Origin of the sequence: Peptoniphilus vaginalis (assembly GCF_900176605.1) — a bacterium.
GTDB lineage: Bacteria > Bacillota > Clostridia > Tissierellales > Peptoniphilaceae > Peptoniphilus_A > Peptoniphilus_A vaginalis.
The window spans coordinates 223,713-242,106 of the sequence record NZ_FXLP01000004.1 but is presented as its reverse complement, the minus strand read 5'-3'; the positions used below and the strand labels follow the sequence as shown (position 1 = coordinate 242,106).

Sequence of the window (18,394 nt, the reverse complement as noted above, 5' to 3'; positions counted from 1 at the left end):
TAGCTATAACTAATTGATCGTCTGTTTGTAGGGGGTATTTTCTTGAAAGGTAACAATAAAAATGCCATTTCAGAGTTGCTTAAATACGCTGATGGCGAGAAAAAACAATTATACAAATCAATTTTGTTAGCGACCATAGGGGAAGTGTTTGGAATGATTCCTTTTTTAGCAATAGCAAAATTGATAGAAAAAATATATCAATCTGAAGTGTCATTTAGAACTGTATTGTGTTTAACACTTATAGCTTTGTGTGGACAAATTTTAAAAGGTATTTTTACTTTATATTCAACAATAACCTCACACAAAGCAACATTTCATATTTTAAAAAATATACGAAGTTTAGTAGCTGAAAAAATGCTAAGAGTACCTATGGGTGTAATGATAGATACTCCTATAGGTAAATTTAAAAATTTAATTGTAGATACAGTGTCTAAGCTGGAAGATTCAATGGCTCATTTTATGCCGGAGATAACATCAAGCATAGTATCTCCTATTTTATTTTTGGTTTTGATTTTTGCTTTGGACTATAGGATGGGGTTGGCTTCGTTACTTACAATTCCTTTAGGAATGCTTGGATATATAGGCATGATGAAGGATTATGAGTTTAGAAGCAAAACATATACTACAGCTCAAAATAATATGAATAGTACTTTGGTTGAATATATTAATGGGATTGAGGTTATAAAAGCTTTTAACCACAGTGCTTCTTCTTATGAAAAATTTACGAACGCAATTAACTTCTTTCATGATAGTACACTTGCTTGGTGGAAACAAAGTTGGTTATGGTCAGCATTTGTTCAAGCAGTTATGCCATCCACACTTTTAGGAACTTTGCCGATTGGTGCATATCTTTATATGAATTCAAAAATATCGTTATCAAGCTTTATTGTGTGCATTATACTGCCTATTGGTTTTATTGCACATTTAATGAAAATCGGTAAATATTCTGAGCAATTCAGTATGGTTAAGGCAAGTTTAGACGCAATAGAGGAATTTCTATCTAAAGAGGAACTTAAAAGACCAAAAGAGAAGGTAATCTTTGATGACACTCTCTATCGTTTTGAAAACGTTTCATTTGCATATGATAAGGAACTTGTGCTAAAAAATATCAACTTTGAATTAAAACCAAATACAGTAACCGCATTGGTAGGAAATTCAGGTTCTGGAAAATCTACAATAGCAAAACTTATGGCTGGTTTTTGGGATCCGTCCAATGGAAGTATCTATTACGGTGGAAAGAAAATACCCGAAATTCCATTTGAACAGCTAACAAATGAGATAAGCTATGTTGCTCAAGACAATTTCTTGTTTAATACAAGTATAAAAGAAAATATAAAAATGGGGAAACCAACTGCAAGTGATGATGAGGTTATTGAAGCGGCAAAAGCTGCATCTTGCCATGACTTTATTATGGAACTTGAAAATGGATATAACACAAAAGTCGGTGATGCAGGAGGTTCTTTGTCTGGTGGAGAAAGGCAAAGAATAACGATCGCAAGAGCAATGTTAAAACAATCTAAGGTAATAATTTTAGATGAAGCAACTGCATTTGCAGATCCTGAAAATGAATATCTCATTCAAAGTGCAATCAACAAACTCATTGAGGGAAAGACTCTGATAGTAGTTGCTCACAGGCTCTCTACTATTACAAATGCTGATACAATACTTGTTATGAAAAATGGGGAAATTGTAGAGAATGGAACTCATGAAGACCTTGTAAAAAAAGATGGAGTATATGCTTCCTTGTGGAAAAATTATGTAGGCGGATTAGATAACGAAAAGGAGGCGTTGTAAATGATTAGCATTGTAAAACGTATATTAAAAATATCAGGAAAGTATAAAAAAAATGTAATTCTTGGTCTTATATTTAGTGGATTAAAATCATTATTCGTTTCCTTGATGCTGTTGGCGGTTTTACTGATTATGATTAATCTTGAACAGCTGAATATGACTATTATTATGCAGGCGACAGCGATTGTAGCTGTGAGTATATTCGGCAGATTTATTTTTCAATATCTTTGTGATAGAAAATTAAGTGCATCAGGTTATGAAATTTTCAAGGATAAAAGAATTGAGATAGGGGAAAAACTGAAAAAAGCTCCAATGGGGTATTTTTCAGAAAAAAACTTAGGAACAATCCAAGCGGTTCTAACAACAACTATTTCCGATTTAGAGGGTATGGCGATGCTTGCGATGAACTTTATTGTCGGAGGGTTTTTTCATGCCTTTAGTATGACTGCCATGTTATTGATCTTTTGTTTTCCAGTAGGAATGGTATCTTTGATTGCAATCATCCTTGGTATGGGCGTTCTTAAATTAATCGCAAAGAAAACCCAAAAATATTCTCCTATCATGCAAGACTCACAAGAAATGCTTGTTTCTGATGCAATTGAGTATATTAGAGGAATTTCAGTACTTCGTTCTTTTGAAAAAGGAACTGATGGAAAAAATAAAGTTGAAAAAGCTTTTATGAGGAAATGCGAAGTTGATATTGAGGTTAGTGAGGGTTCAGCTTATTTAATGAAATTATATGAAATGATTTTCAAGGTAGCAAGTTGTGCCTTAGTGTTTGTTGCTACGGTTTTATATATGAAATCTCTGATTCCACTTTCATATACTCTTATGTTTATAGTATCTGCTTTTCTAATTTTTATGGAATTGGAGTTAGTCAGCGATGGAGCTTTTTTAAGTAGGATGCTCGCAACACAACTTAATAGACTGGAATATATTTCAGATATACCTTCACTTGATGATGGCGGAAAAGAAATTGCTTTGAATTCCTATGACATTGAATTGAAAGATGTTTGTTTTGGATATGGCAAAAAAGAGATTTTGAAGAATATAAATTTGAAGATAAAGTCGAATAGCAGTTTGGCTATTGTAGGTGCTTCAGGTTCTGGAAAGACAACCCTTTGTAATATTATAGCAAGATTTTGGGATGTTAATAAAGGTGAAGTATTTATTGGAGGACATAATGTTAAGGACTTTACTTCTGAAAGCCTATTACAAAATATCAGTATGGTATTTCAGAAAGTTTATTTATTCAATGACACGATTGAAAATAATATAAAATTTGGAAAGCCAAACGCAACACATGATGAGGTGGTTGAGGCTTGTAAGAAAGCTTGTTGCCACGATTTTATAACAAGCCTTAGTGATGGATACGACACTGTTGTTGGAGAGGGCGGTTCAACGCTGTCAGGAGGAGAAAAACAAAGAATATCTATTGCACGAGCAATTCTTAAGGATGCTCCAATCATTATTCTTGATGAAGCAACTTCAAGTGTAGATCCTGAAAACGAGCATATGTTAATTAGTGCAATTAATGAGTTAACAAAAAATAAAACTCTCATTAGCATTGCACATAGATTATCTACGGTAAGAGGAGCAGATCAAATTATTGTTATTGATAAAGGGGAAATTGTACAACAAGGGAATCATAAGGAACTAATTAGTCAAGATGGAGTATATAAACATTTCATCGAAATTAGAAAAAAATCTATTGGTTGGCAAATATAGGTGATGAAATGAGAGATGTAGTTATTGAGTTTGACAATGTAAGTTTCAGTTACGGGACACAAACAGAAAGAAGTCTTAGTAATATAAATTTCAAAGTTAAAGAAGGAGAATTTGTTTTGCTTACTGGTCAATCTGGTTCAGGGAAAACAACTATTACAAGATTGATAAATGGCTTAATTCCACATTTCTTTGAAGGGAGTTTAACTGGAAGTGTAAAAGTGATTGGAAATAATATAAAAACCATCACTCCAGGAGAGCTGGGTAAAAATATTGCTTCTATATTTCAAAATCCACGAAGTCAATTTTTCACAACTAATAGCACCAAAGAAGTGGCTTTTGCTCTTGAAAATTATGGGATAGAGAGAAATGAAATGATAGATAGAGTGAATTGTGCATTTCATGATTTTGAAGCAGAAAGTCTTATGGATAGGGATATGTTTTCTTTATCTAGTGGTGAAAAACAGAAGATAGCTATTATAGCTGCAAAAGCTTTGAATACAAAGATTTATGTTTTTGACGAGCCATCTGCAAATTTAGATATTTCTTCAATTCTTAACTTAAAGAAAATGATGGAAAGACTCAAGAAACAGGGATATACAGTAATTGTTTCAGAGCATAGATTATTCTACTTAAAAAACTTAGTAGATAAATGCTTGATAATGAAGGATGGAAAAATTCATAGAGAATTAGAGAAAAATGATATTGAAAACCTGCATGATTCAGATATTAGAGCATTAAAACTTCGAACATTTAAGTTGAGTGATATTAAATATGAACTAAAGGATAATCTTATTGTTAATAAGCAAAACGCAGATTTTAAAGTGGAAAATTTATCTTTTTCCTATGATGTTAATCATTCCATTTTGAGTAATTGTAATTTAGAAGGGAATTTTGGTGAAACAGTAGCTATAGTTGGACACAACGGAAGTGGCAAAACGACATTAGGAAAAATAATGTCAGGATTATTAAAAGCAAGAAGTGGACAATTTTTTATTGAAGGTAAACTTACGAAGCAAAAGGAGTTATATAAAAGTGTATATTTTGTGATGCAAGATGCAGACTATCAACTGTACTCCGATTCTGTTGTTTCTGAGTTAATGCTCAGTTCTATGAATAGCATTAAGACTATTAAGCAAAATGATGAGAAAATAGAAAATGCGATGAGTTTGTTGAATATCTCATCATTCAGAAATAGACATCCGCAAAGTTTATCAGGAGGGCAAAAGCAGCGAGTTACTATTGCGGCTGCAATAGCTTCAAATAAAAAAATTATGATTTTTGATGAGCCGACTAGTGGACTAGATTATGAGAATATGAAAATCGTATCTGAAGCAATGAACACTCTTCGTAAAAAAGGAATACTGATTTTTGTTATTTCTCATGATTTAGAGTTTTTAAGTAAAGTAGCAACTAAAGCAGTTTTTATAGAAAACAATACTGTTAGCAAAGGGAACAGTTTAAAGAAAAGTGGTGAGTTTGAAACAATAAAAAGATTTTTATTACAGAATGAGAGATATGAAGAATGAACAAATCTTGTAAACATAATGGAATAAGATATGATCCAAGGATTAAGCTGTTACAAGTTTTAATTATAGGGATTTTAGTATTTACTTTGACTGGTAAAAAGTATGAGATTCTACTTTTTTTGTCAGTATTTGCATATGGAATGATAAGCGGCATATACAAAACTTGTTTTAAATTTTTAGCTTTATATACAGTGTTGTTTTTGGTAGCGGAAATAAGTCCATTATTTATTTCAACTACAATACACTATTTTGTCCTATGTTTTATAACATTGGCACTTGCAGCTATAAATATGATTAGAACAAGTGAAATATCTGAAGTATTAGCCTCCTTGCAAAATATGAAAACCCCATATTATATAAACATTCCATTAGCTGTTATATTAAGATTTTTTCCCACTCTAAAACAGGATATTACTTGTATAAAGCAGGGAATTAAGACGAGAGGAATTGATATTTCTTTCTTTGGATTTTTAAAACACCCCTTTAAAGTTTATGAAATGATGTTGATTCCTATGTTAATGCGAATGTTATGTACTGCAACTGAGTTGTCGGCATCTGTTGAGACACGAGGACTTGGAGTTTCGTGTAAAAAAACTAGTTATACAGAAGTCAAATTTCGTATGCTTGATACGTTATTGTTAGTAATAATGGTGGCATTTTATCTAACTATTATCATTATTAAAATAAAAAATATTTAAAAAAAGGAGAATGATTATGGAGGAGAAAAAGAAATTTCAAATTAAAGATTTAATTATTACAGCACTAATGGTCTTATGCTCACAGGTTTTATACAGAGTATTATCTTTTCTGTTTGTATCGCCATATACAATATTATTAGCTGTTCCAATCTGGTCAATTATTGGAGCAATTGCTTATTTTTTAGTTCCGGCAAAAACGAAAAATCCATGGATGATTTTATTATTTTGTGCATTGACAAGCATTATAGAATTTTATCCGCCATATATAATCAGTTGTATAGTTGCTGGAATCATAGCCACCTTGATTGCGAGAATAAAGGGAACTGGTAATTATAAAGGATTAACAATTGGATATATGATATTTTGTGTCCTTTCTGGTTTTGGTGGAATGTATGTACCCTTTCTTTTCTATGCAGATCAAACACTTAAAGCTTATGAAAAAATGTTTGGGAGTGAATATTTAGGAACATTAACTAAAATTATTTCTCCTATGACTACAGTAATAATGCTTATTGTAATAGCCATTTGCGGATTGATTGGAGCAGTAGTTTCTAAGAAACTATTGAAGAAACATTTTGAAAAAGCAGGAATGATTTAGTATTTTTCGCAAGGTTAATAATTCGAATGACTTATCTCTGGGAGAGAAAAAACTAAGTCAAACAAGAAAGACCATAACAAAGGTGCAAAGAGATAACTATCGGGGCTGTTACAAAAGTCCAATCATAGAAAAAAGACGAGGAAACATAAAAATCCTCGCCTTTTTTTATGGCTCTATGTCAAATATTGGGGCTTATGTTGCAGAATAGATTATTCTACTCTGCAACATAAGCTTTTTTATTTATCAAAATTTTTCCCATAAAAAATTATTAATACGCATAAAATTTATAAAAATTATGCGATTTTTTAAAGATATTAAGAGGTCTTATCAAAAACTTGTAAAAATTTTATACCAGTGTTAAGATAAAATCAAAGGACACCCCTAGGGGGGTATGGGAGGTAATATGGAAAAGAAATTTGATGTCAGGGGGATGACTTGTTCTGCCTGTGTTGCCAATGTAACCAAGGCTGTAGAAAGGCTTGATGGCGTAAGCACTGCCAACGTCAACCTCATGACCAACTCAATGAAGGTAAATTTCGATGAAAATAAAATAAATGATGAAGAAATTATAAGAGCTGTGAAAAAAATTGGATATGGGGCAAGCCCAGCTGGAGAAAAAACAAAGGCTCAAGATAAACCAGTGGATGACAGGGAGAAAGCCCTTAAGAACAGGCTAATATCTTCTAGCATCTTTATGCTGATCCTCATGTATATTGCCATGGGTCACATGGTACACTTGCCAACGCCAGGCGTTTTTCACGGAAGAGAAGGGGCAATAATTTTTGCATTTTCACAATTTCTCTTGGCCCTTCCCGTTGTATTCATAAACAGGGACTTTTATATATCTGGCTTCAAGGGACTTAAGAACAGGGCACCTAATATGGATAGTCTTGTTGCTATTGGGTCCTTGGCAGCTCTTGTCTACGGAATCTTTGCCATTTACATGATGGCCTACGGCTTTGGTCATGGGGACATGAATCTTGTAGATGCCTACAAAGACAATCTCTACTTTGAATCCTCAGCCATGATTTTGACCCTTATAACTGTGGGGAAGTACTTGGAAGAAAAGTCCAAGAACAAGACAAGGTCATCTCTTGCAAAGTTAATGGACCTTGCCCCAAAGATGGCGACGGTTATTGAAGACGGACAAGAAAAAATAAAAAATATTGAAGATGTAAGACTTGGAGACATTTTACTTGTAAAGCCTGGTGAGTCTGTGGCAGTTGACGGCAAGGTCATCGAAGGTGCATCATCTCTTGATGAATCAGCAGTTACTGGTGAGTCCATTCCAGTTCAAAAGTCTGTGGGCGACAGGGTAATCTCGGCTTCCATTAACACAACTGGGTCCTTTAAGTTTCAGGCAGAAAAGGTCGGCGAAGATACAACAATTTCTCAAATTATAAAGTTAGTGGACGAGGCCAACCAATCCAAGGCTCCTATTGCTAAGCTTGCAGATGAAATTGCCGGAGTCTTTGTGCCAACAGTTTTAATTATTGCTGCCGCAACTTTTGGAATTTGGATTGCACTTGGCTACGGATTTGAAAATGCCCTTAACTTTGCAATTTCAGTCCTAGTTATTTCTTGTCCTTGTGCCTTGGGTCTTGCAACACCAGTTTCAATAATGGTTGCCACAGGCAAGTCTGCCGACTTTGGACTTCTCTTTAAAAATGCAGAAGTCTTGGAAAATCTCCACAAGATTGACGTCATCGTAATGGATAAGACTGGTACTATTACAGAAGGCAAGCCAATCTTAACAGATATTGTGACAGACCTAGACCAAGATGAATTCTTAAAGATTGCTGGGTCTCTAGAAAAAAATTCTCAACACCCACTGGCTTCTGCAATTTTAAATTACACTATAGAAAAGAATATAGACTTAGAAGAAATCACTAACTTCAATTCAGTTAGTGGCAGGGGTCTAAATGGAGAAGTCGCTGGTAAAAAGTATCTTGCTGGAAACCTTGAATACATGCTTGAAGAAAAAATCGACCTAAGAGGCTTTAAGGCTAAGGCAGAGGAACTTGCTGGTCAGGGCAAGACTTCAATGTACTTTGCAAACGAAAGGGAAGTCATGGGTATAATTTCTGTCAAGGACTTGCCTAAGAAGTCATCAAGGTCTGCAATTAAGCTCCTAAGAGGCATAGGCAAGAAAATTATTATGCTAACTGGAGACAATGAGAAAACTGCAGAGGCAATTGCTGGGGAAATTGGAGTTGACGAAACCCTTGCAGGACTTTTACCTCAAGACAAAAATAAGGAAATCGACAAAATCCAAAAATCTGGCAAGAAGGTCCTTATGATTGGGGACGGAATCAACGATGCCCCATCCCTTGCCAAGGCAGATATAGGAATGGCAATAGGTCACGGGACAGATGTGGCAATTGAATCATCCGATGTTGTCCTTATGAGGTCCGACCTCTTAGATGTGGTTTCAGCCCTTGAACTTTCCAAGGCAACAATAAAGAACATCAAGGAAAATTTATTCTGGGCATTTTTCTACAACACAATAGGAATTCCCCTAGCTGCAGGACTTTTGTTCCCAGCTTTTGGTATTAAACTTTCTCCAATGTTTGCAGCCTTTGCCATGAGTATGTCATCGGTCTTTGTTGTTAACAATGCCCTAAGACTAAGAAGATTTAAACCAAGGGGCGTGAAAAAATCCTTGGAAGAATCAAATTCTGCAAGAGAAAAAGAAAATGTAGATAAGCAAAAAGATTTGGAAAAAAGTGAAAAAATTACTAGAATAGAAGTAGAAGGCATGATGTGTGGCCACTGCGAAAAGAGAGTTGCTGATGCCCTAGAAAAAACTGGCAAAGCAAAAAATGCAGTGGCAAACCACGAAAACTCTTCTGTAGAATTTATAGACCAAGGTCTAAGCCTAGAAGAAATCAAAAATGCCATTGAAGAAGCAGGTTATAAAATAATTAAAAATAAAGGAGAAGATAGTATGGAAAAGATTTTAAATGTTGAAGGAATGTCTTGCAACCACTGTGTGGCATCAGTAAGGAAAGCTCTTGAAGGTCTTGAGGGAGTAAGAGAAGCTGATGTAAGCCTTGATGACAAGAAGGCAAGGGTAGAACTTGACAAGGACCTTGCAGATGAAGCCCTTGTTAAGGCTGTTGAAGATGCAGGTTTTTCTGCAAAAATAGAAAAATGAGAGCAGACAAGGAAGTCCAACTTAGGAAATTAAAGACTGTCAGGGGACAAATTGATGGCTTGATAAAAATGGTTGAAGAGGACAGGTACTGCCTAGACGTATCCAACCAGCTCATGGCATCAATCTCCATCCTAAAAAATATCAACAAGGATGTTCTTACAGCCCACCTAAGGGGGTGCGTCAAGGATTCCTACTCCAAGAGCCAGGAAGAAATTGACGAGAAAATTGAAGAGATCAACACCATAATAAACAAGTTGTCAAAGTAGGTTTATTATGAAATTTAAAAAAATATTTTATTTGTTTCTGGTCTTAATTTTTCTAACAGCTTGCAAGAAGGATCAAAGTCATGTGATAAAATTTTCCACTGGAGAAACCTATAAGTTTCAAGACCTATCTGTGGAAGTAGTTACTGACGAAGAAAAAATGACTACAAGAGAGATTTTTTCTTCTAAGGATAATGAAGAAAAGTTAGGGGAAATAATAAATCTCTTGGGAAACTCACAAGTAGTGGATCAGGGATATTCCTATGCTTCAATCCCAGATTATGAAAGTTTATTAATTAAGTTTCACAAAAAAGACGGGGAAGATGCAATTTATATGTACGACTCAGAAAGAGATAGAGACACAAATAAATTTCACTATACCTTCTATGGAAAGCTTGGCAACCAAGAAAGTCCTACACTCTTATCAGATAAGGACTTAATTTCGGAGATAAAGTATATTGTAGACAAATAAAAAAAGATCACGGTAGAAATATTTTTACCGTGACTTTTTAATGCTTAAAATTTTACCAGGTACAAAGACCTGTCTTTTCTTGAATCTTCCAGAGGATTCTCAATAAGAATCCTTTTTCATAGAAGTCTTCGAGAGGCAAGGTGTAATCGCCATCTTTGTTATTCCAAATTCTTGCGTAGTAGTCCTTCATTTCCTTCGCCATAGGAGAATCTTTTTCCATCTCCACTGCAAGGTTTGTCTCAAGGTTAAAGTTATCCAAGTTTCTCCTTGTGTAGTTGGCTGATCCAAGTATAGCAAGTGGGTCCTTGTCCTTGAAGTCGAAGTAAATAAATTTTGTGTGGAACTGCTCACCAGAAGTTTGGTACCAGCGAATATTTATGTCTGGATAGTCTTCCTTTAATTCACTTAGGGCAGGTCTATTGGGCAATCCATTTTTTTCAAGACCAAAGGCATCCTTGTTGAGGTCTGCGATGATTTTTACATCAACACCACGCTTTGAAGCCTCGTCAAGCTCTCTTAAAATCCTAAACTCTGATAGATAAAAGATTCCAAGATTTATCTCATCGCCTTTTTTTGTTTCCTTAATATTTTTTGAAATTTCATCATAAATTTTTCCTTCAGTTATGACCTTTAACTTGTAGGGAGAAGTGACTTCTTCTGCCTTAAAATTTTCTATTACGTCAGGTAATTTGTCAAAAAATATAGATTCAGACTTAATTAAATCCTCCATAGACTTGCCATGAAAGACAATTGCCACGTTGGAATGGTGGGCTGATGGGTCGTGGGGATTTGCCGATGCAACTAGGGCTTCTTTTTCTGAAATCAAGACCTTCCTGTGGTTGCCCTTGAAGTTTGCAAGTTTCAAAATTGACCTTACATTTACCTTGTCGGCATCCTTGTCAAAAAAGTTTTTGATCCAACCGCCACCAGATGTCCCAAACCACTGTAGATAGGCCCTATAAAAGCCAGAGACTAGGGCATTGGAGTCACGCATCTTGTTTAAGTCAGTGACCACCACTTCAATTCCATTTTCACGAAGCCTTTTCAAATTATCTTCTTCATAAGCCCCGTAAAAATTGTTTATGGGGTCTGTGACAAATAAAATTGGCATGGCAGGATTTTTCTTCTTCTTTGCAATTAAGAGGTCCGTCATCTCTTCCACTTGACTTGGAAAATTCATGGTGTTTGGATACTCGTCGTTAAAGAGGAAGAAGTCCACCATGAGAAAGTCCTTGGCATTTTTGATAAGGTCCATTTCTCGGTTAAATATTCTCTTCTCGTGAAACCTCTTTCCATCCTTCAAGTAGGTCAAGTCATATAAAAACTCACAGTCGGCATCCCTAAAGTCAGAGGACACATTGGTGCCAGGAGGATTTTTGGTATTCAAGCTGTATATAATTGGAATAATAATAAGCAATAAAACAAGTATCATTATTTTCTTTTTCTTTTTCAAAATCTTCTCCAATTAATTAAAATTACTTTGTGGGGATCAGGTCTTGGACCCTTGTCCCAGCACTTCCATACTCTCTATCAAATTTAATATTATATTTTCCTGTGTCTGGATATCTAAGATAATAAAATATTTCTTCTCCGTTTCTTAAATTTTCATTTTTGCTCCACTCTATGTTTGGATTGTGAAGGATTTTTTCTATATCTTCTCTGTCCTTCTCATTTTTTATACTAAGAATTTTAGGATATTCAAGGATTTCTATCTCAGCCTTGCCAGATCCATCGTAGCCAGTGAAGTGGAACTGAACTGTGAGAGGGTCCATGGTCACATAGGCGTCAGGTTTCCTTAACTTTACATAATAAAAGCAAGTGGAAATTATTATTAAGCTTGCAAAAATTATAAAAAACATATTCTTCTTAGATTTTATATCCTTATTAGCCATAAAAATCTCCTCCTTTCCCCTATTATATCAAAATTATTTAAAAAAACTTAAATAAAAAGTTCTTGAATTTCTCCAAGACCAAGTATTTTATAAAACTTTATTCGTCGAAGCCACCTGTGTAAAGCTTGTAATAGATTCCTCTTTGTTCAAGTAGGTCTGCATGGTCGCCTCTTTCGACTATCTCGCCATTTTCCAAGACGATTATTACGTCGGAGTTCATAATTGTTGATAGCCTGTGGGCAATGACAAAGCTTGTTCTGCCCTTCATGATTTGGTCCATACCCTCTTGGACAATTTTTTCTGTACGAGAGTCAATTGATGATGTTGCCTCATCTAGGATCATAACTGGTGGATTGTAGATTTCAGCTCTTGCAATAGAAAGTAGCTGCATTTGTCCTTCAGATAGTTCGTCACCAGTACCACTTATCATGGTGTCATACCCATCTTTTAGGTTCTTGATAAAGTCGTGGGCCTTGGTCCTCTTTGCAACTTTGATAGTTTTATCCATATCAACATCTTCTACAGAGTAATTTATATTCTCTGCGATAGTACCTGTAAAGAGGTGGGTGTCTTGGAGGACCATGCCAAGGGATGAACGAAGGTGGTCCTTCCTAATCCTCTTAATGTCTATGCCATCAAAGGTAATTTCACCGCTGTCGATTTCATAAAACCTATTTATAAGGTTGGTAATAGTTGTCTTGCCGGCACCTGTTGCCCCAACAAAGGCAACTTTTTGTCCTGGCTTTGCATAGAGATTTATATCTTTTAGAATTTTATTTTTTCCATCGTAGGAGAAGTCAACATTTTTAAAGCGGATGTCTCCCAAGAGTTCTCTGTACTCGTCAGTCTTTAGGTCATGCCAATAATATTTTTCTTTTCCATCAACAACTTTAACAACTTTTTCAACTTCGCCAGAGTAGTCTTCTGGCTCAACTTCGAGGAAGTCAAAAATTCTTCTGGCACCTGCTATGGCAAGGACAAGAGAATTTATATTTCCACCAATTTGTCCCATGGGACCTGTCAAAGTTCTTGAAAGTTGTAGGAAGGAAGCGACAACACCAACTGTTATCCCAAAGCCACCATGAACTGCCATGAGGCCACCAATTAAGGCAAACAAAATATATTGGAAGTTTCCAATCCCAAAAATTATTGGGAAGAGGAAGAGTCCAAGCCTATTGGCTATCATGGTGTTTTCCATTAGCTCTTCGTTAATTATTCTAAAGTCTTCTCTTGCAGCTTCCTCGTGGTTAAAGACCTTGACAACTCTTAGACCGTCAATCATCTCTTCGATGTAGCCGTTAGTCTTGGCAAGAGATTTTTGCTGGTTCAAGAAGAAGTGGGAGGACTTGCCCCCAATTGTATTCATGGTAAAAATCATAAGTCCCACTGTCAAAATTATTATAAGTGACAAGAAGAAGGATTGTGAAAACATGGCGATTAGGACCATGATAATTGTCATAGAAGAGGACACAAAGGACGGGAAGGATTGGGCTATCATTTCCCCAAGAGCCCTGACATCATTTGTGTAGTAGGACATTATGTCTCCGTGACTATTTTGGTCAAAGTAGGATACAGGTAGGGCCTGCATCTTTTTAAACATAGTCTTTCTCATTTCACCAAGAGTTGATTCAGAGATTGCAACCATAAGCCTTGAATAGGTAAAGGATGAGATAACTCCAATTGCCAAAAATATTCCCATCTTAATCAGCATGGCTAACAAGTTGGAGAAGTCTGGATTTGAACTATTTACCAAGGGCATAATGTAGTCGTCAATTAAAAATCTCATAAAAAGTGAAACAGAAATTGTTGCAAGAGATGAAATTATTACCATGAGGGCAACTCCTAGGAGCTTAAACTTATGCCTTTTAAAGATAAAGGAGAATAATTTTTTTGCTGCCTCCTTGTTTTCAGGAGATGTAATTTTTGTCTTATTCTTCTGCATCAAAATCACCGTCACTTTCTTGAGTCTTGTTAATTTCCCTATATATTGGACTCTTTTCTATGAGCTCATCATGTCTACCTATAGATTCAATCTCTCCAAGGTCAAGGACTAGGGTGTAGTCAGTGTTCTTTAGGGACTTGATCTTTTGTGAAATCAAAATCTTTGTCATATCTGGTCTTAATTTATTCAAGGAAGAAATTATTTTTTCTTCAGTCTTGTTGTCAAGGGCAGAAGTGGAGTCGTCCATAATTAAAATCTTTGGATTCTTTAGGATTGACCTTGCAATAGAAATTCTTTGCCTTTGACCACCAGAAAAGTTGGTTCCACCTCTTTGGACCTTCATATCTAGGTCTTTTTCAGGGTCTATGAAGTCATCACAGGATGCAATATAGAGGGCTTCCTTTAAGTCATCGTCACTTAGGTCATCGCCAGCCCACTTCAAGTTGTCACGAAGGGTCCCTGTGAAGAGTTGGTTTTTTTGTAGGACGAGAGAGACTTGGTCACGAAGAGAAGGTAGGTCGTAGTCGCTAACATCTTCGCCACCAACGTAGACAGTCCCACTTGTGGGGTCAAAGAGTCTTGCGATGAGGCTAATAAGTGTGGACTTACCAGATCCTGTTGGACCAATCATTCCCACATAGTCGCCAGAATTTATCTTGAGATTAATATTTTTTAAAACAGACTTATCAAGGTCGCCGGAGTAGGAGAAAAAGACGTGGTCAAAGACAATCTCTCCGTTCTTCACTTCTTTTATAGGGTCTTCTGGACTCACAATAGAAGGCTTAGTTGTAATAACTTCATTGATACGTCTTATGGAGTTTCTCGCTATAGTAATTTGAACGAGAATCATTGAGAGCATAAGAAGTGAAATTTGAATTTGAATTGCGTAAGTAACAAGACCAGTTAAGGCTCCAGTTGTCATCCTGCCAGCCACAATGAAGTGACTTCCCAACCAGGCAATTAAAATTGCCATAAGATAGGTTGAAAAATTCATAAGTGGGTTTGCAAAGGCAAGGAGCTTGGTAGCCTTGATGTAATTAGCTTGAAGCTCATCAGATATCCTGTTAAACTTTTTGATTTCCTTGTCTTCTTTTACAAAGGACTTAACAACACGAATTGCAGATAAGTTTTCTGACACATCGGTGTTAAGCTTGTCTGTAATTTTAAAAACTTTTTCAAAAATTGGATAGGCGCCCTTTATAATTAGTCCCATACCAATGCCAATGAGGGGAATGATAATTACAAAGGTTGGCGCCAGGTCTCTTGAAAGTCTAAAGGACATTACAAAGCAAAAGATAAGGGTAAGGGGGGAACGAATTGCCATCCTTATAGTCATTTGAAAGGCCATTTGTACAGCTTGGACATCAGTTGTCATACGGGTGATAAGAGAGCCCGACTTGAACTTGTCCATATTCTCAAAGGAAAAGTCTGTTATGTTTTTAAACATATATGCCCTCATATTCTTTGCAAGACCACTTGATGCCTTAGTGGCAAGGTAACCAGAGATTACACCAGTGGCAAGAGAGATTCCCGCTGCAATAAATAAAATTATTCCATAGTTAATTATATTGGGAGAGGAATTGATCAAGATTCCCTGGTCTATTATCTTTGTCATAAAGAAGGGGATAGATGCGTTCATCAAGACTTCTAACAAAACAAAAAAAGGCGAGAGCACTGCATACTTTTTATACTCGCCTAAGTTATCGAAAACTACTTTTAACATATAACACTTCCTAATACATATTTAATATTAAACACTTACCCAAAAATTAAAAGCTAAAGCCAAACTAAAGATATAAGCTTAAAATATTTAAAACACCACCCTTAATTTGAAATTAGTAGATTTTTGTATTACTATATAAGTAATATAAAAGTGGAGAGACATTATTACAGACAATAAAAGAGAAAAAGATTTAATTGAAAACTCAAAAACTCTTTCTGATGCAAAGAAGAAAGAAATGAAAGCTAATATAGATCAACAAAATGAAATTCACCCTAGCAACAGAGCAGACTCTGATTTATATGCAAAAGTTGCAGGTAAAGATCCTGAAACGGGAATCGAAATTCCAACAGAAGAATCAGTTGAAGAAGCTAAAGAATGGGTCGACAAGGAAAATAGAATGTAAATTCATGACCTAGCGATAGGCATTTTTTATAAAAATTATAGGAGTTTTAATGGATAGCAAATTTTTAAACTGGCTCCTTGGCATAAGGAACGAAGTCTTAAATAGGTATATGATAGCCATAACCCATCTGGGAACTGGGGGAGCAATTTGGCTTTTTACAGTTTACATCCTCTTCTATCTTGGCTTTAGGATAGAGAGCATAAATGTAATACTTGCCCTAATCTTTAACGGCATAGTTTGTAACCTCTTACTAAAAAATATTTTAAAGAGAAAGAGACCATCATGGATAACAAAGGTGGAACTCCTTATAAAGGATCCCACAGACTTTTCCTTTCCATCAGGTCACGCATCATCATCCTTTGCAGCGGCTCTCACAATTTACTTTTACTTCAGGGGGATGGGGATCTTCTTTCTTGTGATAGCAACCCTAATTGCCTTCTCAAGGATCTACCACTTCGTTCACTATCCTAGCGACGTAATCATAGGGGCAATCATTGGAATAATTATCGCCCTTGTCACAAAGAACTATTACGACAAATTTTTATTAGACTTTATGCAAGTAAACCTACCCTTCTTATTTGGACCTCTTCCTAAGGTCTGAGAAGAAGCCAGTGATTAAACTTGCACATTCTCTTTCCAAGATACCAAACTCATAATTAATCCTGTGATTAGTTATGAGTTTTTCTATTTTTTGGTGGGAGACCACAGCACCAAACCTCTTGTTGCGAGCACCAAAATATAAATTTTTGATGCGGGCATTTAAGATTGCCCCCACACACATAAGGCAGGGCTCGAGAGTAACGTAGATGTCACAGCCTTCAAGATGATAAGAATTTAGGTGCCTTGAAGCCATAGATATTGCCATGATCTCTGCGTGAGCTGTAGGGTTCTTTAAGTCCTCTTTTTTATTGTAGCCATATCCAATTATTTTATTATTCTTAACAACGACACAACCTATTGGCACGTCATCTGACAATAGAGACCTGTGGCCATAGCGGATGGCCTCTTTCATAAACTTAATTTCCATAAAATTATTATATCAAATTAAATAAAAAATTAAGTTTATTGAACTTAGATTTATTCTAATAAAATAATATATGAAAATTTTTCCCTATGTTATAATATAAAAAGTGATGAAATTTCCTTAAAAATAAAAATATAAAGGGAAATATATTTAAAAACTAAGCAAAAAAAGATTTAGAATATTTATAAAAATCGGCATAAAATTATTTTTGAAATATAAGAGCTGGAAACAGCAGGAGGGACAAATGACTTTTAAAATAATATCCGACTCCTCATGTGATTTAGATAAAGAAACTATAAAGAATTTAGATGTGGAAGTTATAAGAATAAAGGGGACAGACGAAAAGGGCCAAGACCTTTCAGAAGACCTTACTAACAAAGAAATCTATAAGAGGATGAGAGAGGGCGCATTTTTTAAGACAAGCCAAATAACATACTATGACTACTTAAAGAAGTTTGAAAAATTTGCAGAAGAAGGCAAAGACATTATTGTCCTAACCTTATCTTCAGGACTAAGTGGTACCTATCAAAATGCCTGCATGGCAAAAAAAGAAATAGAAGAAAAATATGACATAAGAGTAGAAGTAGTGGATTCACTTGCAGCGTCAGTTGGCTTCGGACAAATAACTTATTTCGCAGGACTAGCTGCCAAGAATGGAGCAACTTATGATGAAGTCCTAGACTTTGCCAAATTTTTGGTAGAAAAAACTAAGCACATCTTTACAGTTTACGACCTCAAATACCTTTACGAAGGCGGAAGAATTTCAAAGGCCAAGGCAAAAATTTCAAGCGTCTTAAACATTCTTCCAATATTAGAAGTAGATGGCGAAGGAAAAATTTATGTATCAGAAATAGTTCGTGGCAAGAACAAGTCCTACAAGAAGATGATGGACATGATAGAAGAAAGAACTACATCAGATGGATCAGATATAGTCTTTCCAGTTTATGCCGACGACGAAAAAGTCATAGATCCCCTAATAAAAAAATTAGAAGAGAGGGGATACAATAAGTTCCTTCCTCTTGAAATAGGTCAAACCATAGCAGCCCACGTAGGCCCAGATATCTTTGGCCTAGCCTACCTTTCTGAAAACATACCAGGGGAATTTAAAAAGTATTTAGATTGATTTTAATTTTAAAAACTAAAGACGAAAAAATAATAAAATTTTGCATAAAAAGAG

Annotated in this window: 16 protein-coding genes; 11 read left to right on the top strand and 5 right to left on the bottom strand. The window is 35.4% G+C overall.

The window, feature by feature from the left end; all coding sequences use genetic code 11:
• Positions 1–42 precede the first annotated feature (42 nt).
• From CAN42_RS02585 to CAN42_RS02550, 8 genes are all read left to right on the top strand, one after another.
• Complete coding sequence (locus CAN42_RS02585; protein ID WP_085875414.1) at positions 43–1,794, top strand: ABC transporter ATP-binding protein; 1,752 nt, start codon at positions 43–45, stop codon at positions 1,792–1,794.
• Positions 1,795–3,519 (top strand): ABC transporter ATP-binding protein, encoded by a 1,725-nt coding sequence (locus tag CAN42_RS02580; RefSeq protein ID WP_085875413.1) that lies wholly within the window; start codon positions 1,795–1,797, stop codon positions 3,517–3,519.
• Between the two features lie 8 nt (positions 3,520–3,527).
• Positions 3,528–5,045 carry an ABC transporter ATP-binding protein gene (locus tag CAN42_RS02575; RefSeq protein WP_085875412.1) on the top strand — a complete coding sequence of 506 codons (1,518 nt, stop codon included), beginning with the start codon at positions 3,528–3,530 and terminating at the stop codon, positions 5,043–5,045.
• Entirely contained in the window at positions 5,042–5,743 is a 702-nt protein-coding gene (locus CAN42_RS02570) for an energy-coupling factor transporter transmembrane component T family protein (RefSeq protein WP_085875411.1), read from the top strand. Before CAN42_RS02575 ends, CAN42_RS02570 begins: the two co-directional genes overlap by 4 nt.
• A 16-nt stretch (positions 5,744–5,759) precedes the next feature.
• Positions 5,760–6,341, top strand: a complete 582-nt coding sequence (locus tag CAN42_RS02565) for an MptD family putative ECF transporter S component (RefSeq protein ID WP_085875410.1) — start codon at positions 5,760–5,762, stop codon at positions 6,339–6,341.
• Positions 6,342–6,744: 403 nt separating this feature from the next.
• The gene (locus tag CAN42_RS02560; protein WP_085875409.1) at positions 6,745–9,498 is read left to right on the top strand and encodes a heavy metal translocating P-type ATPase; all 2,754 of its coding nucleotides are present in this window, start codon (positions 6,745–6,747) and stop codon (positions 9,496–9,498) included.
• The gene (locus CAN42_RS02555) at positions 9,495–9,764 is read left to right on the top strand and encodes a metal-sensing transcriptional repressor (RefSeq protein ID WP_005955077.1); all 270 of its coding nucleotides are present in this window, start codon (positions 9,495–9,497) and stop codon (positions 9,762–9,764) included. Before CAN42_RS02560 ends, CAN42_RS02555 begins: the two co-directional genes overlap by 4 nt.
• 7 nt (positions 9,765–9,771) lie before the next feature.
• Entirely contained in the window at positions 9,772–10,233 is a 462-nt protein-coding gene (locus tag CAN42_RS02550) for a hypothetical protein (protein WP_085875408.1), read from the top strand.
• Between the two features lie 52 nt (positions 10,234–10,285).
• Here the strand turns inward: CAN42_RS02550 and CAN42_RS02545 are convergent, their stop codons facing one another.
• The 4 genes from CAN42_RS02545 to CAN42_RS02530 form a co-directional block, all read right to left on the bottom strand.
• Positions 10,286–11,686, bottom strand: coding sequence for a phospholipase D family protein (locus CAN42_RS02545; protein WP_209019194.1), 1,401 nt, complete (start codon positions 11,684–11,686; stop codon positions 10,286–10,288).
• A 22-nt stretch (positions 11,687–11,708) separates the two neighbouring features.
• Complete coding sequence (locus CAN42_RS02540; RefSeq protein WP_085875406.1) at positions 11,709–12,125, bottom strand: hypothetical protein; 417 nt, start codon at positions 12,123–12,125, stop codon at positions 11,709–11,711.
• A gap of 97 nt (positions 12,126–12,222) precedes the next feature.
• Complete coding sequence (locus CAN42_RS02535) at positions 12,223–14,067, bottom strand: ABC transporter ATP-binding protein (RefSeq protein ID WP_085875405.1); 1,845 nt, start codon at positions 14,065–14,067, stop codon at positions 12,223–12,225.
• On the bottom strand, positions 14,054–15,790 hold the full coding sequence (locus tag CAN42_RS02530) for an ABC transporter ATP-binding protein (RefSeq protein WP_085875404.1): 1,737 nt from the start codon (positions 15,788–15,790) through the stop codon (positions 14,054–14,056). Before CAN42_RS02530 ends, CAN42_RS02535 begins: the two co-directional genes overlap by 14 nt.
• Positions 15,791–16,025: 235 nt before the next feature.
• Here CAN42_RS02530 and CAN42_RS02525 point away from each other — a divergent pair, with 235 nt between their 5' ends.
• On the top strand, positions 16,026–16,193 hold the full coding sequence (locus CAN42_RS02525) for a CDIF630_02480 family spore surface protein (RefSeq protein WP_245149831.1): 168 nt from the start codon (positions 16,026–16,028) through the stop codon (positions 16,191–16,193).
• A 49-nt stretch (positions 16,194–16,242) separates the two neighbouring features.
• On the top strand, positions 16,243–16,794 hold the full coding sequence (locus CAN42_RS02520) for a phosphatase PAP2 family protein (protein ID WP_085875402.1): 552 nt from the start codon (positions 16,243–16,245) through the stop codon (positions 16,792–16,794).
• Here the strand turns inward: CAN42_RS02520 and CAN42_RS02515 are convergent.
• Positions 16,768–17,205, bottom strand: a complete 438-nt coding sequence (locus tag CAN42_RS02515; protein ID WP_209019193.1) for a nucleoside deaminase — start codon at positions 17,203–17,205, stop codon at positions 16,768–16,770. The genes CAN42_RS02520 and CAN42_RS02515 overlap by 27 nt on opposite strands.
• A gap of 256 nt (positions 17,206–17,461) precedes the next feature.
• Between CAN42_RS02515 and CAN42_RS02510 the strand changes: the two genes are divergently transcribed.
• Positions 17,462–18,340, top strand: coding sequence for a DegV family protein (locus CAN42_RS02510; protein ID WP_085875400.1), 879 nt, complete (start codon positions 17,462–17,464; stop codon positions 18,338–18,340).
• Positions 18,341–18,394: the final 54 nt, after the last annotated feature.

Excerpts from the sequence above, each read along its gene's own strand:
- CAN42_RS02580 (WP_085875413.1), top strand. The coding sequence starts at position 1,795 with ATGATTAGCATTGTAAAACGTATATTAAAAATATCAGGAAAGTATAAA.
- CAN42_RS02575 (WP_085875412.1), top strand. The coding sequence starts at position 3,528 with ATGAGAGATGTAGTTATTGAGTTTGACAATGTAAGTTTCAGTTACGGG.
- CAN42_RS02570 (WP_085875411.1), top strand. The coding sequence starts at position 5,042 with ATGAACAAATCTTGTAAACATAATGGAATAAGATATGATCCAAGGATT.
- CAN42_RS02565 (WP_085875410.1), top strand. The coding sequence starts at position 5,760 with ATGGAGGAGAAAAAGAAATTTCAAATTAAAGATTTAATTATTACAGCA.
- CAN42_RS02560 (WP_085875409.1), top strand. The coding sequence starts at position 6,745 with ATGGAAAAGAAATTTGATGTCAGGGGGATGACTTGTTCTGCCTGTGTT.
- CAN42_RS02555 (WP_005955077.1), top strand. The coding sequence starts at position 9,495 with ATGAGAGCAGACAAGGAAGTCCAACTTAGGAAATTAAAGACTGTCAGG.
- CAN42_RS02550 (WP_085875408.1), top strand. The coding sequence starts at position 9,772 with ATGAAATTTAAAAAAATATTTTATTTGTTTCTGGTCTTAATTTTTCTA.
- CAN42_RS02540 (WP_085875406.1), bottom strand. The coding sequence starts at position 12,125 with ATGGCTAATAAGGATATAAAATCTAAGAAGAATATGTTTTTTATAATT.
- CAN42_RS02535 (WP_085875405.1), bottom strand. The coding sequence starts at position 14,067 with ATGCAGAAGAATAAGACAAAAATTACATCTCCTGAAAACAAGGAGGCA.
- CAN42_RS02530 (WP_085875404.1), bottom strand. The coding sequence starts at position 15,790 with ATGTTAAAAGTAGTTTTCGATAACTTAGGCGAGTATAAAAAGTATGCA.
- CAN42_RS02525 (WP_245149831.1), top strand. The coding sequence starts at position 16,026 with ATGAAAGCTAATATAGATCAACAAAATGAAATTCACCCTAGCAACAGA.
- CAN42_RS02520 (WP_085875402.1), top strand. The coding sequence starts at position 16,243 with ATGGATAGCAAATTTTTAAACTGGCTCCTTGGCATAAGGAACGAAGTC.
- CAN42_RS02515 (WP_209019193.1), bottom strand. The coding sequence starts at position 17,205 with ATGAAAGAGGCCATCCGCTATGGCCACAGGTCTCTATTGTCAGATGAC.
- CAN42_RS02510 (WP_085875400.1), top strand. The coding sequence starts at position 17,462 with ATGACTTTTAAAATAATATCCGACTCCTCATGTGATTTAGATAAAGAA.